This window comes from Bacillus sp. CGMCC 1.16541 (assembly GCF_003184905.1).
Lineage (GTDB): Bacteria > Bacillota > Bacilli > Bacillales > Bacillaceae_H > Priestia.
The window spans coordinates 26767-40888 of record NZ_QFRU01000011.1; the positions used below are offsets into that span (position 1 = coordinate 26767).

The window sequence follows — 14122 nt, forward strand, 5'->3', positions numbered from 1 at the left end:
TTTAGTGATAACCGTTTTGTCCGTTTTGGCTGTTGCTTGTTTTATGTTTAGGGCTACTTTTTTTATTTTGCTTTGTGTTGCTTCCATCTTTTTTCGTATGTTTTGTCATTGTGTACCCCTCCTTCCTTGTACGCTTAGTATGTGCGCAAGAAAGAGGAAACACGTTGCCAATATGTGTCTACGCTTCTCGTTTGCGACGCTCATAAAACATCGCATTGATCTCGCCACCGATGACGATGATCATTCCTGAAAGGTACAACCAAATGAGAAGCACAATAATTCCACCAAGACTTCCATATGTCGCGGTGTAGTTACTAAAATTGTTCACATAATACGAAAATGCTAATGAAACGGCCATCCAACCAATGGTCGCGAACGCCGCACCTTTTGCGACATTACGTGCAAGTAAATGCTTATTAGGCGCAAAATAATAAAGAGCCATGAAGACAATAAATAAAATAGCGGAACTAATAATCCACCTTGACGCAGACCAAATGGCTAAAAACGTCTCCGATAATCCTAACGTTGAAAACAAATACAACCCAATCATCTGACCAAACACAGGAAGCAACAAGGCAACGACAATAATAAAAATCATCGCAAACGTTAATAAAATTGACATGCCTCTTGCGACAATAAACGGTCGATTCTCTTCTACTTGATACGCTCGGTTAAACGCACGGACAATCGCGTTAATTCCGTTTGATGCAGACCAAATCGTCGCAATTAAACCAATCGATAAGAGCTCGCCGTTTTGTTGACCAATAACGGTCGTTAAGTTGCTTTCAATCATGCTCATTGTCTGTTCAGGCGCAAACTCATCAATCATTTGTAAAATATCAGGAACTTGGAGAGGTAAAAAGCCAATTAGCGTAATCAAGAAAATTAAAAACGGAAACATTGATAGTAGAAAGTAATACGCGAGCTCGGCTGACAAACTCGGGATTTCGTCTCGTTGAATACGCGCTACTAACTCTTTTCCAAACGATAAAACAGATCGTTTCTTTACATCGCCCATCCTTTCACCTCTCTTTTCAAGTTACTTCTCGTCGTCTACTTGTGCTTTTGCGGTAAACGCTTCTTTCGTATCTTGCACAATTTCCATCACTTGTGGTGTTGCTTCTTTTAGCTGCTCCACTTTGCCAGCAATAAATGCCACATCTTCTGATACTTGTTCAATCGTTGTTCGGACGTCTTCATACTTTTCTTTTAACGTTGCCGTCACCACTTGTGGGTTTTGAACGGCAAACATCGTTTTGTCTTTTAATTTCTTACTTTGTTGAATGGTATGTTCACGTGTTTCTTTATGTAACATCGAGACAGCTGCCCCAACCAATGCACCAATTAAAATCCCATCAAGTAATTTACTCTTCTTCACCATTGTTTCACTCTCCTATTTGTTCATTTCCTTTATTTTCTTTTCTTAAACATCTAGTTTTTCGCTTACAATGTGATCAAGTAATCGACGACACCCTTCTGTTACAAGGTCATAAACTTCATCAAAGTTACCTGTAAAGTACGGATCTGGTACATCTTCTACTTTCGCTTCTGGAACAAAATCTAACAAACGACCGATGTAGCCTGTTTTGTTGAATCCAGCAAGTCGACGTACATTGCCGATATTCTCTGCATCCATCCCGATAATGTAATCAAACGAAGATAAGTCTTTCTCAACTACTTGTCTTGCTTTCATTCCTTCAAACGAAATGCTGTTTTTCGTTAAAATGTTTCGCGTTCCTTCATGAGGCGGGTGACCGATGTGCCAGTCGCCTGTTCCGGCAGAATCGACTTGAATTTTATGTGAGAGCCCTCTCTTTTCGACTAAATCCCGAAATACCGCTTCGGCCATTGGAGAACGACAAATATTCCCTAGGCACACAAATAATACGTTAATCATAGTCTCGACTCCTTTTGCTTTTTACAAACATTATACACCATACATTCGCATGACACTCCCCTTTCACCAACAGAACAAGCTTAATTTGAAACAGCCTGTTCATTCAGTGAAAACGTGTTACAATAAGAAAAAAAGAACGTGGAAGGATGAACAAAGTGGATTTATCAAAAAACACACCTGAAAACATTGAATACATGGTAAACGCGATTAGTGAAAAACTACGCATGTTAAACATGGGTGCCATTAAAGGCTCCGCGTTTGACGAAGAAACATACGAAGACTTAAAGTACCTGTACGAAATGGTCATGAAAAAAGACTCGTTCAGTCCGAGCGAAATGCAAGCCATCGCAGAAGAACTAGGCTCTTTACGTAAATAAATTGATCTAAAAAATACACCGTGACGGTAGAGCTGTCACGGTGTATTTTTTAGACCTTTTTGGGTGATTCGATGAAGATCTTGATAGCACGTTGTAATGTATTTTAGCAAATAGTTCGTTCCGCAACATTAGACGTGATTGATTGAAGCGAAAGGTGCGAAACTCCAGCGGGAGCAGCGGGACAGGTGAGACCCCACAGGAGCTTTATGCGACGAGGAGGCTCACCGCACGCCCCGCGGAAAGCGAGCAACCTGAAGCAGAAATCAACCATTACCCTATCTTGATTGAATTTAGATAACAGAACAAAGTGCTTCTTTCCCCTCACATGTACCCGCTACATGTGAGTTTTTTTATAATAGCCTGCATATACTGTCTCTACTCTCTTACCGTTTCCTTTCATTTTCCTGCACAAAGAGGATTGACGAATGATTGGATCCCTTATAGAATAGACCGCAATACTTTTTATTTTTCTCGTATAATCTTGGAAATAAGGTCCAAGAGTCTCTACCAAACTACCGTAAATAGTTGGACTACGAGAGTTGAACATTTTCATACCCTCATTTTATCTTCAGGATGTTCTACTCTTTTTAGTCCTTTATTCTAAAATAAAGGAGCGTTTCTCATGAATAACACTTTTCTACAAAAACAAATTGCAAGTGCAAACAAACAAATGCCAGTTGATCTCGTCATTCAAAACGGAAAAATCATCGATGTTTTTACACTCAGTATCATTGAAGGTGATATTGCCATTCATAATGGTCAAATCGTTGGAATTGGTGATTATGAAGGCATTCAAACGATTGATGCGAACGGAAAATATATTTCACCAACGTTTATTGACGGCCACGTTCACATTGAATCTTCGATGGTTACACCAAGTGAGTTTGCGAAATTAGTTGTGCCTCGTGGTGTGACGACCGTCATCACCGATCCTCATGAAATTGCGAATGTCGCTGGTAGCAAAGGCATTCAGTTCATGCTTGATGATTCAGAAGATCTTCCGCTTGATGTATTCGTCAATTTACCATCAAGCGTACCGGCCACACCATTTGAAAACGCAGGTGCCGTTTTACGTGCTGCCGATTTAGAACCTTTCTTTTCACATCCTCGCGTTCTTGGACTAGCAGAAGTCATGGAATTTCCATCGGTTCGCGATGGCGAAAATGACATGCTTGATAAGCTGTTGATGGCGAAAAAGCGCGGTGCCGTCATTGATGGTCACGGTGCGGGGTTAGATGCAACAGGTATCAACATTTATCGAACAGCAGGCATCACAACGGATCACGAATGCATCACAGCTGACGAAGCACTCGATCGTGTGAAACGTGGCATGTACGTCCTTATTCGCGAAGGCTCTGTCGCAAAAGACTTAAAACAGCTTCTTCCTGCGGTCACAGAACGAAACGCGCGGCGCTTTTTATTTTGCACAGACGATAAGCACTTAGACGACTTATTAACAGAAGGATCTGTCGATCACAACATTCGTTTAGCGATTAAAGAAGGACTTGACCCACTGATTGCGATTCAAATGGCTTCGTTAAATGCAGCCGAGTGCTACCAACTAAACGGAAAAGGCGCAATTGCACCAGGGTACGATGCAGACTTGGTGTTACTAAACGATCTTCACACACTTGAAATTGACAGTGTTTATAAAAACGGAATGCTTGTCGCTAAAAAGAATGAGTTCCTAAACGACTCCAACAAAACAACAGACTCATCATCCCTGCAGCAATCAGTTCACTTACCAGAAATTACAACGACATCCTTTCAGTTACCGATTTCAACGGGAAAAGCGAATGTAATGGAGATCATCCCAAACAGTTTAGTAACGAACCACCTTGTCGAAGATGTTCAAACAACAAACGGATACTTTGAGCCGTCTACCGAGCGTGATCAGCTCAAAATGGCCGTCATTGAACGCCATCACCTCACAGGAAACATTGGATTAGGCATTGTGAAAGGATTTGAGCTAAAAAGCGGTGCGATTGCGACAACGATTGCGCATGACTCTCACAACATTGTCGCAGTTGGTACAAACGATGAAGATCTAGTACTTGCGGTCCAAACGATTCAACAAATCGGCGGAGGTATTGTGCTTGTAAAAGACGGTTGCGTGCTTCATTCACTTCAACTGTCCATCGGTGGTTTAATGTCCACGCAAAACGTAAATGAAGTAAACGACACACTTACACATGTGCACGAAGCGTTACATGAGCTTGACGTGACCGAGGCATTTAATCCGTTATTAACGCTCTCGTTTTTAAGTCTACCAGTCATTCCGTCTTTAAAATTAACCGATAAAGGATTATTTAATGTTAAAACGTTTCAACATCTTAAGGTGGAAGCGTAGGCTTATTTTTTTACAGTCTATCCACGTGCCCTTATAATGAAGATGCTTATCCTTCATGAAAGCAGGTGATCACATGGATACTATTACACATACGCTGTTTGGGCTTGGTATTTACGGAGCCATTAATAAAGAGCACATGTCCAAAAAAGAAAGACGTGTGCTCCTTTTAACCGCTGTTGGCGCAAGTCAAATCCCGGACATTGACGTCATTTCACAACTTTGGGATACAGACGGCCGCTACCAAATGTGGCATCGGGGCATTACACATTCAATTTTCCTTACACCAATTTGGGCTATTCTGTTTTACGTCGTGAGCTGGCTTCTATTTAAATTTAAAAGCAAGACCATCTTTTTCACCGCACTCATTGCCGTCATCATTCATAACACAAGTGACGTATTTAATGCGTGGGGAACAGGTTATCTAGAGCCATTTTCAACCGCTCGCCTTACACTAGGGACAATTCCTATTGTCGACTTTGTCATTTGGTTCGTGTTTCTTGCGGCATTTCTTCTATCACGAAAGCAAAAAGAACAGCGCGTCAAAATCTACCGAGTCGGTTGGGCGCTCATCGCCCTGCATGTTTTCATTCAATCCGCTCAAGGTTATGCCCTTTATCACAAATACGACAAAGATTACGAGCAAGTGGCGCTTTCTGCTAGCTTTGTACCATGGAATTTTTCCGTCATTGCTAAATCAGGCGATCAAGTGAACATCATTGACGAAACAATTTTCACAGAAGGCAAGATTAAAGACGTCATCAAATCAAGTGATGACGCAAACCTTGACCAATTATTTGCCGAAAACCCACGTGCCAAAACACTATACGAATGGGCACCATTTGTTGTTGTCGTTGAAGACGACAACACATTCGGTATCTATGACCCACGCTTTTACCGAAACGGACAATCTTTCTTATTTGAATACATGGAACATGGGAAGATTGATAAGTAATAATGAAATGACAACAGGCTTAAAGAATGAGCAAACAAAAACTCGGAGCAATCGATGCTTCGAGTTTTTAGCTTGTTCGCTTTTTTATTGGTATAAGTAAATCAACCTTTAATTTTCCTTCCGCATCTTCCCACGGGTTATTCATCGTAAATTCTAGATTATATCGATTGTCATCTGCTTCATACTCACTACATGGCAACCATTGTTCAAACATATATTTATAAGCGATATTCAACTTGTCAGGCTGATCATAAAAGGGATACAATACATATTTCCCGCCATCTAATGTTTTGAATCGCATAGTAGGATGACTCTCTTTTGGAAAGCCTTCAGGAATCGTAACACAAGCATCATGACGACAATGATGACTTTCAACAACATCAGGGTTATCTAATGATAGGCCAATAAATGATTGATCAGGTGGAAAAAGTCCACGTTCGTTTGCCCAATGCAATAATTTTCCCCAATGATCTTGTGGCTCAAAATAACTTCCTGTTCGTCTAACAAATGCTACCTCATATTTTGGTAATTCTTTAATCATTATTTTCATGTGAATCATCTCCCATAATAGCACTGATTTCTTTATTCGCTGTTTGATAGTTAAATCCTTTTTCACGTAGCTCACCTTTTCTTCATCAGCTTTTGATTTATCACTAAACAACTACTATTCAATAAGCTTAAATGTTTGAACTACCCTCACTTACTCATTAGCATTCCTTGAAGTAGAGGTTTTCTCGCCTATTTTAGATAAAAAAATGAGTCCGGTGCAATACCGAACTCATTTTGAGAAAGCTACCTAGCGGAATAACCATATCTTACTTTTAGGGGACCTTAATTCAATTGAATAGAACTGCTTTTTCATGTACTCATTATGTTTTATTAAATCCATTATGTACTGGATTTTAAAAAAGATGATTTCATCTAGATTTGCTTATTTATAATGCTTAGGCCCTCTAGGCGTTCGTTTTCTTGTTTTATAATAATTATATCCTTCTTTTACAAGGATCGGAAAGACTGCCACTAAAATACGACGAATTAGTTTTCTCATCATTCGACACCTCTCATTACGATTTCTTATATTTACTATACCCTAAAATTCAAACAGAAAACATGTAAAAAGCTCACCCCAAATGGAGTGAGCTTTTCATTTAATTACCATTCATTACTTCGCGATAAACATTTGAGTCCAGTGAGGCATTTCACCTTCTACATACCCTACACCGATGTGTGTGAAGTCAGGGCTCATGATGTTTTTACGGTGACCATCACTGTTCATCCAGCCTTCCATTACTTCTTCAGGTGTTTTTTGACCTTTTGCGATATTTTCACCTGCAGCTGTATATTCAATGCCAAATTGCTTCATCATATCAAATGGAGAACCGTACGTTGGTGAATTGTGATCAAAATATCCTTTTTCTTTCATGTCTTTTGATTTCTCACGTGCAACGTCACTTAACTCTTTATCTAACTCTAACGGTTTTAAACCTTGTTTCTCACGCTCTTGGTTTACTAATTGAACGACTTGTTGCTCATACTCACTTACATCACCAGCTTCAGCTTTTTGTTCTGTTTGCTCTGACTCTTGTGCTGGTTGCGCTTCAGCTTGCTGTGGTGCTTGTGCTTGCTCTTGTGGTTGAGCTTCAGCTTGTTTTTCTGGCGCTGGTGCTGGTGCTGGTGCTGCTTGTTGTGGTGCTTGAGCTTGTGCTTGAACGTTAAACTTTTTCATTAACTCGTCTACGTTAATGTTTTGTGCCGCTTGTGCATCTTTTACTGTGATGTTTTTAGGTACATTGCAGTCTGGAGTTGCTGGTGTTGCTGCACTTGCTTGTCCTGCTGTTAATAAACCTACTGATACGGCACCTGCGATTGCGGCTACACGAAATTTCTTTTTCATAATAAAAATTCCTCCTTGGATTTTATGACCAATAGTCATTTTTTAATTAAAACTCTTACTCTATTAAAAACGAAACGTTAGATAGTCTTACTTCGTTGGAGCAGTTTGACATAATTGATTGATTAATTGCTGTAAATCAATTTGTTGCGCTTGTGGCGCTTGCTCTTGTTGTACTTGCTGTGGCGCTTGAGCTTGACCTACATTACAGTTTGGCGTTGCTGCACTTGCTTGTCCTGCTGTTAATAAACCTAATGACACGGCACCTGCGATTGCTGATACACGAAATTTCTTTTTCATAATGAATTCCTCCTTAAGATGTTTAATCGTACGTCTTAATGAATCGATCTATGAAAAAACAATCAATGTTGTTTTATTTCGCTGACACATTCACACCTAACTGATTAAATAATTGTTGTAGATCAACTTGTTGCATTTGTTGAACTTGTTCTTGCTGCCCTTGTTGTGGAGTTGGGGCTTGACCTACATTACAATTTGGAGTGGCTGCACTTGCTTGTCCCGCTGTTAACAACCCTAATGATACGGCACCTGCAATTGCGGCTACGCGGAATTTCTTTTTCATAAAGTGAATTCCTCCTTAACATGTTTACTTGTAAGTCTTACTGAACTTCGTTAAAAAGCAACGCGCTAATTTGTTGCGCTGTTTTGTAACGCACATTCATTGTTTCATGAAAACTGGTACTCTATCAACCTTTTATCGCTACCAATATTCACTATAATTTAGCTAAATTTAGTTTCAAAACTTTTCCACCACGCTCAGCACTTGAGGCTGTAAGGCTCGTAAAAATGTCAAAAATGCAAACAAATGCTTCCGTAACTTAACTGTAATATGCATGTTATATAAGTCATCAAAAAAGACGCTCTAAAAAGGTTGTTTCCTCTTCAGAACGTCCTAAAATAAGGTCTTCCTACAACTTTATGGATAATTATCCTTTTAATGCTTCTGGAAATGTCGTTAAATCAATTCCCCAAATCGTTGGAAGGGCGTAAAAGATCATTAACGTAATTAATACGATACAGAAGAGGTTAATCCAGAACCCAGCTTTCACCATATCGCCAATCTTAATCATACCTGAACCAAACACAATCGCATTTGGCGGCGTTGCTACTGGCATCATGAATGCACAAGATGCTGCCACACCACTTGCAATCATTAAACTATACGGGTGAACATTAAGTGCTAACGCTAATGATGCCATGATTGGGAACATCATTGTTGCTGTCGCTGTATTGGATGTTAGCTCGGTTAAGAAAATAACAAGTGCCGTAACCATCGCTACTACGATAATAAATTGAACACCTTGTAAAATTGTTAATCGCTCTCCAATCCACGTCGCTAATCCTGTTTCTTTAAATCCAGCCGCAATCGCAAGACCTCCTCCGAATAAAAGCAAAATGCCCCATGGAAGGTTCTTTGCGTCACTCCACGCTAAAATACGCGTTTCTCCTTTGTTTTTCGCTGGTAGTAAAAAGAGAAGAATTCCTGCAAAGATCGCAATCATCGTATCATCTAAATTGGGAATGTACTTCGTTAAAATAAACGTACGTGTCATCCAACAAAATGCTGTAAAAACGAATACGACAAAGATTAAGCGTTCTTCAAAGCTTGGTGTGCCTAATGCTTTCTTTTCGTTTTGAATCACTTGCTTTCCACCCGGTAGCTCTTTCATTTTAGTAGGAAAAGCAATCTTCACTAAGTAAAACCATGTTGCTCCTAATAAAATAACCGCTAACGGTACCCCAAACATCATCCACTTCGCAAACGAAATTTCAATGCCATACATTTGCTTCACAACAGATGCGAAAATCGTATTCGGAGGTGTTCCGATTAACGTTCCAAGCCCACCGATTGATGCTCCGTATGCAATCCCAAGCATAATCGCTTTACTAAAATTCGTCGTTTGTTCTTTTGACTCTTTCATTGAATCTTGTACTTGATAAATAACCGCTAACGCAATTGGCATCATCATCATCGCTGTCGCTGTATTTGAAATCCACATCGATAAAAAGCCTGTAGACACCATAAATCCTAAAATAAGACGCTCTGTGCTTGTCCCCATCACAAGTAAAATGTTCATCGCAATTCGCTTATGCAAATTCCACTTTTCCATCGCAAGCGCAATCATAAAACCGCCCATGAAAAGAAAAATATTCGCATCGGCATACGCACTCGTAATCGTACCTGCTGACTCAACTGCTCCTGTTAATGGAAACAACACAATCGGCAACAATGAAGCAACTGGAATCGGAACAGCCTCGGTAATCCACCATGTGGCAATCCATGCCGTACTCGCTAAAACGGCTAAGGCTTCTTTCGACATACCTTCTGGACTTAAAAACAACAAAATGAATAAAAACAACGCCGGCCCTAAAAACAACCCTACTTTTTGTCTCGTTGTATAGTTCGGCTTTTTTTCTCTGTTTACGTTGTTCAGCTCCCCTTTAGCTGACTCCGTTGTTGGTGTTGGCGCATCACTCGACATCATCAATGTCTTTTTCGCTTTGTGATGTATCCCCCACATTTTCCCCCATACTGACTGAATTACTTCTCCCATAAGCTTCCCCCTTTATGTTTATACAATTATATGTTATCTGAAATTTTAAAACATTGTCAACTATCCTTACAAATAATGTATCTTTTTGTCGTTTTATCTCAAAAAGAAAACCCCTTTGCTGATTTGCAAAGAGGCTTTTCATCACTTTTATATTCGTGTCTTTTTCACTCGTTCAATTTTCTCCTCATTTAATGCTTTGTACAGTGAGTACATCATTAAAATCATAATGATTGAAAACGGGAATGCTGCTGAAATGAGTGCATTTTGCAATGCTTGAAGTCCGCCTGTATATAGTAGAATTGCTGCGATAGCAGACTGCGCGATTCCCCACGTTAATTTAACACTTGATGACGGGTTTAACGAACCGTTTGTCGTTTGCATCCCTAAAACGAATGTTGCAGAGTCTGCTGATGTAATAAAGAACGTACCAATTAAAAGAATACCGATAATGGATAAGATAGTTCCAAGCGGAAGGTTTGCAAACAGTCCGAACAACATCTCTTCTGTTGCTAAATCCGCTAAATTCGCAAGGCCGTTTTGTTCAAGGTTAATCCCACTTGAGCCAAACGCTGAAAACCATAGAAATCCAACTAAACAAGGTAACAGTAGGACACCAATTAAAAACTCACGAATCGTTCGTCCGCGAGATACACGTGCAATGAAGATCCCGACAAATGGTGACCATGCAATCCACCAAGCCCAATAAAAAATCGTCCATCCATTGATCCATTCTCGTGCTTCTGGTGAGTTTGGCGCAATGCGAAAGCTCATCTGCGGTAAGTATTGCAAGTAAGCACCAAGCGTGTTTGTAAATGTATTTAAGATATATTGAGTCGGTCCAAGGAATAACACACACAGAAATAACAGCGCCGTAATCGCCATGTTTGTATTACTTAAAATTTTAATTCCTTTATTTAAGCCTGTAGAAGCCGAAATCATAAATAAAACGGTGACAATGACAATGATGATAAACTGAACGGTAAAACTTGATGGGATATCATATAAAAATGACAATCCACCATTGATTTGCGCGGCCCCAAAACCAAGCGTGGTCGCAACCCCAACAATCGTCGCAAATACCGCAATCACATCGATTGCTTTTTCAAGTCCGCCTTTCATCTTGTCGCCAAAAATCGGCATAAGTGTCGCACTAATCAAGCCAGGTGCACCTTTACGGAACTTGAAATAAGCTAAACAAAGCGCGACTAACGCATAAATGGCCCATGCATGAACCCCCCAATGAAAGAACGTATAGCGCATCGACTCACGGATCGCTTCAGGTGTACCTGTTTCAGCGGTTGGAGCATTAATTAAATAGTGATTGATCGGCTCTGCTACTCCCCAAAAGACAAGTCCAATTCCCATTCCTGCACTAAACAGCATCGAGAACCATGTGAGATTTTTATATTCTGGCTTTTCATCTGGCTTTCCTAGTCTCACATCACCAAACTTTGAAAAAATAAGATAAATACAAAAGACCACAAACACGGTCACAATGATTAAATAATACCAACCAAAGCTATCAATAATGCCTCCTTGCAGCGCTGCGGTGGAGGATTCTAAACCCTTTGGAAACGCTGCGCCAAATGCTACTAAAATCGCAACAAGCGTAAGCGTAATCCAAAAGACACTTGTAATCTGCTTCATAAAAACTCCCCTTTATTCATACTTATTGCTTATAGGTTGTCCGAAAATCCTATGTTTCTTTCATGAACAACAAAAAGAAGGACCTCTGCATCTAGAGGCCCTGTATCTTTTTTTAACATGTCTCACTTATCATTTCAACAAATTTGCTGACTCACGAATAAATGCAGGAAGATCATCAGGTGTACGGCTTGTCACTAATTGATTGCCACATACAACCACTTCTTTATCATGGAAGTTCGCACCTGCATTTTTCAAATCAACCGCAATCGACTTATATCCTGTCACATCGCGCCCTTTTAGCGTTTCTGCTGTAATTAACAGCTGTGGTCCATGACAAATCGCCATCACAGGCTTTTTGTCATCCATGAATGCTTTTGTGAACGCCACAACGCGATCATCAGCACGTAAAATATCTGGTGAAAAGCCACCTGGTAAAAACAACGCGTCAAAATCAGAAGGATTGACCTCATCAATTCCTTTATCAATTGTAACTGTCGCTTCTCCTTGTTTTCCTTTTACGCTTTTTCCTTTTTCCACATCAATCGTTGTTAGTTCATGTCCAGCTTCTTTAAATGCGTCGGCTGGTTCTGTGTATTCCGAGTCCTCAAACAAATCTGTAATCAAAACAGCAATTTTTTTACTCATGATTCAACCACTCCTTCTTTTTAATCCTGAACATGTATCACACAAATAAGATACCCTACAGACATCTTTCTAAACACACGCACACAAAAAAAAGAGAGTGGGACATAACGAAATGATTCCTTCTCAAAAACGAACAATAACGTTTCTGTCATCGTTATGTTACAACAACAAGTTCGTTCCATTTCGCTCCAGCCACTCGCTTTCCGCGGGGAGGAACCTGAGCCTCCTCGTTCCTGTGGGGTCTCAGCCTTTCCTCTATTTCCCGCAGGAGTCGAGTGTCCTACGCTCCATTCCACTATTCTTTTAAACTTGTTTTTTAATCAAAAATATCCGAACTATAAATAAAATATAACTATAAATAGTTCGGATTTCTTACCGACTGAAACACTTATGTCCCAGCCCCTTTACACTTATTTTGCTTTAAAATCCTTATAGATTTTTACAACTACTGGACTTAAGATGAAGAGTGCTAAAATGTTTGGAAACACCATCAGTGCATTAAACGTATCCGCAAGCTCCCATACGAGAGGAACGTTAATCGTTGTACCTACCACAATAAATAAAAGAACAAGTGTCCGATACGGATTGATTCCTTTTTGACCAAATAAGTATTTCACATTTGTCTCCCCGAAATAGTACCAACCTAAAATGGTTGTAAAGGCAAAGAAGAATAAACAAATCGCAATAAACGGATAACCAAATTCACCTAATCCACGCGTAAAGCTTTCTTGCGTAAGCTGAATACCTGTCATCCCTGATTCATACGACTTTGTTAAAATAATCACAAGAGCAGTAAGCGTACAAATGATGACTGTGTCAATGATGACCGCCATAATCGCCACTAACCCTTGTTCCGCTGGATGTTTCACTTTCGCTACAGCATGAGCATGAGGCGTTGAACCCATTCCCGCTTCATTTGAAAATAACCCACGCGCAACTCCATAACGAATCGCTTCTTTAATGGTCGCACCGATCACCCCACCTGTTGCGGCTTCTGGATTAAACGCTGCATAGAAAATCAATTCAAAGGCTGCTAACACATCAGCAAAATTCGCTACGACAATAATTAAACTTCCACTAATATAAAATAACGCCATAAACGGTACAACTGTTGACGCAATTTTGGCAATACGCTGAATGCCACCAAAAATAATAAACCCAATTAAGATAGCTACAATGATTCCAATTGCAATTCTCGGAACATTAAACGTATCAAAAGCTGCTGCAATTGAGTTTGACTGCACCATGTTTCCGACAAATCCAAGTGCTAAAATAATCGATACCGCAAAAAACACAGCAAGCGCCTTGCTCCCTACTCCTTTTTGAATATAGTAAGCAGGTCCACCAACAACTTGACCATCTTTTTCTTCTTTGTACTTCTGCGCTAAAACCGCTTCTGCGAAAATCGTCGCCATTCCTAAAAACGAGCTAATCCACATCCAAAAAATCGCCCCTGGACCACCTGCTGCGATTGCAGTTGCGACACCTGCTAAATTTCCTGTTCCTACTTGAGCAGCAATAGACGTGGCTAGCGCTTGAAACGATGTAATACCGCCGCCTTCTTCGTTTCCTTTCTTTTTAAACAATCCACCAAACGTTTGGTAAAATGCCTGTTTGACCATTGTTATTTGAATAAATCGTAGCCGAAACGTATATAAAATCCCTGCTCCTAATAAGAACGCAAGCATAAATGGACCCCATAAAACTTCGTTTATTTTATCAATGATTTGAAACCAATCCACTTTCAATCTTCACCTCATTTATGTTTACTTCAAAAATATTTTCTT

The 14122-nt window shown here is 40.0% G+C and carries 14 protein-coding genes and 1 riboswitch; of the genes, 3 read left to right on the plus strand and 11 right to left on the minus strand.

Annotated features, from left to right (window positions below):
• Positions 1–178: 178 nt before the first annotated feature.
• From DIS06_RS12095 to DIS06_RS12105, 3 genes are read right to left on the minus strand one after another with little or no spacing between them, the layout of a single operon-like run.
• Positions 179–1018: a YihY/virulence factor BrkB family protein gene (locus tag DIS06_RS12095; RefSeq protein ID WP_110113540.1), complete on the minus strand. Its 840-nt coding sequence runs from the start codon at positions 1016–1018 to the stop codon at positions 179–181.
• 21 nt (positions 1019–1039) lie between these two features.
• Positions 1040–1381: a YtxH domain-containing protein gene (locus tag DIS06_RS12100; RefSeq protein WP_110113541.1), complete on the minus strand. Its 342-nt coding sequence runs from the start codon at positions 1379–1381 to the stop codon at positions 1040–1042.
• Between the two features lie 42 nt (positions 1382–1423).
• Complete coding sequence (locus DIS06_RS12105) at positions 1424–1897, minus strand: low molecular weight protein-tyrosine-phosphatase (protein WP_110113542.1); 474 nt, start codon at positions 1895–1897, stop codon at positions 1424–1426.
• A 155-nt stretch (positions 1898–2052) separates the two neighbouring features.
• Between DIS06_RS12105 and DIS06_RS12110 the strand changes: the two genes are divergently transcribed.
• The 3 genes from DIS06_RS12110 to DIS06_RS12120 all read left to right on the plus strand — a co-directional run bounded on the left by DIS06_RS12110 (position 2053) and on the right by DIS06_RS12120 (position 5576).
• A complete protein-coding gene (locus DIS06_RS12110; protein WP_110113543.1) occupies positions 2053–2274 on the plus strand; it encodes a DUF1128 domain-containing protein in 222 nt (73 codons plus the stop codon).
• 451 nt (positions 2275–2725) lie between these two features.
• A riboswitch (purine riboswitch) is annotated at positions 2726–2827 on the plus strand.
• Positions 2828–2896: 69 nt separating this feature from the next.
• Positions 2897–4624: an adenine deaminase gene (ade, locus tag DIS06_RS12115; RefSeq protein ID WP_110113544.1), complete on the plus strand. Its 1728-nt coding sequence runs from the start codon at positions 2897–2899 to the stop codon at positions 4622–4624.
• A 73-nt stretch (positions 4625–4697) separates the two neighbouring features.
• On the plus strand, positions 4698–5576 hold the full coding sequence (locus DIS06_RS12120) for a metal-dependent hydrolase (protein ID WP_110113630.1): 879 nt from the start codon (positions 4698–4700) through the stop codon (positions 5574–5576).
• A gap of 67 nt (positions 5577–5643) precedes the next feature.
• On the opposite strand, the gene DIS06_RS12125 is transcribed toward DIS06_RS12120, so the two are convergent.
• The 8 genes from DIS06_RS12125 to DIS06_RS12160 form a co-directional block, all read right to left on the minus strand.
• On the minus strand, positions 5644–6126 hold the full coding sequence (locus DIS06_RS12125) for an AraC family transcriptional regulator (protein ID WP_110113545.1): 483 nt from the start codon (positions 6124–6126) through the stop codon (positions 5644–5646).
• A gap of 612 nt (positions 6127–6738) precedes the next feature.
• Positions 6739–7470, minus strand: a complete 732-nt coding sequence (locus tag DIS06_RS12130) for a CAP domain-containing protein (RefSeq protein ID WP_110113546.1) — start codon at positions 7468–7470, stop codon at positions 6739–6741.
• Between the two features lie 87 nt (positions 7471–7557).
• Positions 7558–7767 carry a hypothetical protein gene (locus tag DIS06_RS12135; protein ID WP_110113547.1) on the minus strand — a complete coding sequence of 70 codons (210 nt, stop codon included), beginning with the start codon at positions 7765–7767 and terminating at the stop codon, positions 7558–7560.
• Between the two features lie 73 nt (positions 7768–7840).
• A complete protein-coding gene (locus DIS06_RS12140) occupies positions 7841–8050 on the minus strand; it encodes a hypothetical protein (protein WP_110113548.1) in 210 nt (69 codons plus the stop codon).
• A gap of 364 nt (positions 8051–8414) precedes the next feature.
• Positions 8415–10043, minus strand: coding sequence for an SLC13 family permease (locus DIS06_RS12145; RefSeq protein WP_110113549.1), 1629 nt, complete (start codon positions 10041–10043; stop codon positions 8415–8417).
• 147 nt (positions 10044–10190) lie between these two features.
• Positions 10191–11690 (minus strand): glycine betaine uptake BCCT transporter, encoded by a 1500-nt coding sequence (locus tag DIS06_RS12150; RefSeq protein WP_110113550.1) that lies wholly within the window; start codon positions 11688–11690, stop codon positions 10191–10193.
• A gap of 129 nt (positions 11691–11819) precedes the next feature.
• Entirely contained in the window at positions 11820–12335 is a 516-nt protein-coding gene (locus DIS06_RS12155; protein ID WP_110113551.1) for a type 1 glutamine amidotransferase domain-containing protein, read from the minus strand.
• Between the two features lie 410 nt (positions 12336–12745).
• Positions 12746–14077 (minus strand): alanine/glycine:cation symporter family protein, encoded by a 1332-nt coding sequence (locus tag DIS06_RS12160; protein WP_204166795.1) that lies wholly within the window; start codon positions 14075–14077, stop codon positions 12746–12748.
• Between the last annotated feature and the right edge of the window lie 45 nt (positions 14078–14122).

Excerpts from the sequence above, each read along its gene's own strand:
- DIS06_RS12155 (WP_110113551.1), bottom strand. The coding sequence starts at position 12,335 with ATGAGTAAAAAAATTGCTGTTTTGATTACAGATTTGTTTGAGGACTCG.
- DIS06_RS12100 (WP_110113541.1), bottom strand. The coding sequence starts at position 1,381 with ATGGTGAAGAAGAGTAAATTACTTGATGGGATTTTAATTGGTGCATTG.
- DIS06_RS12105 (WP_110113542.1), bottom strand. The coding sequence starts at position 1,897 with ATGATTAACGTATTATTTGTGTGCCTAGGGAATATTTGTCGTTCTCCA.
- DIS06_RS12140 (WP_110113548.1), bottom strand. The coding sequence starts at position 8,050 with ATGAAAAAGAAATTCCGCGTAGCCGCAATTGCAGGTGCCGTATCATTA.
- DIS06_RS12130 (WP_110113546.1), bottom strand. The coding sequence starts at position 7,470 with ATGAAAAAGAAATTTCGTGTAGCCGCAATCGCAGGTGCCGTATCAGTA.
- DIS06_RS12135 (WP_110113547.1), bottom strand. The coding sequence starts at position 7,767 with ATGAAAAAGAAATTTCGTGTATCAGCAATCGCAGGTGCCGTGTCATTA.
- DIS06_RS12095 (WP_110113540.1), bottom strand. The coding sequence starts at position 1,018 with ATGGGCGATGTAAAGAAACGATCTGTTTTATCGTTTGGAAAAGAGTTA.
- DIS06_RS12145 (WP_110113549.1), bottom strand. The coding sequence starts at position 10,043 with ATGGGAGAAGTAATTCAGTCAGTATGGGGGAAAATGTGGGGGATACAT.
- ade (WP_110113544.1), top strand. The coding sequence starts at position 2,897 with ATGAATAACACTTTTCTACAAAAACAAATTGCAAGTGCAAACAAACAA.
- DIS06_RS12125 (WP_110113545.1), bottom strand. The coding sequence starts at position 6,126 with ATGAAAATAATGATTAAAGAATTACCAAAATATGAGGTAGCATTTGTT.
- DIS06_RS12150 (WP_110113550.1), bottom strand. The coding sequence starts at position 11,690 with ATGAAGCAGATTACAAGTGTCTTTTGGATTACGCTTACGCTTGTTGCG.
- DIS06_RS12120 (WP_110113630.1), top strand. The coding sequence starts at position 4,698 with ATGGATACTATTACACATACGCTGTTTGGGCTTGGTATTTACGGAGCC.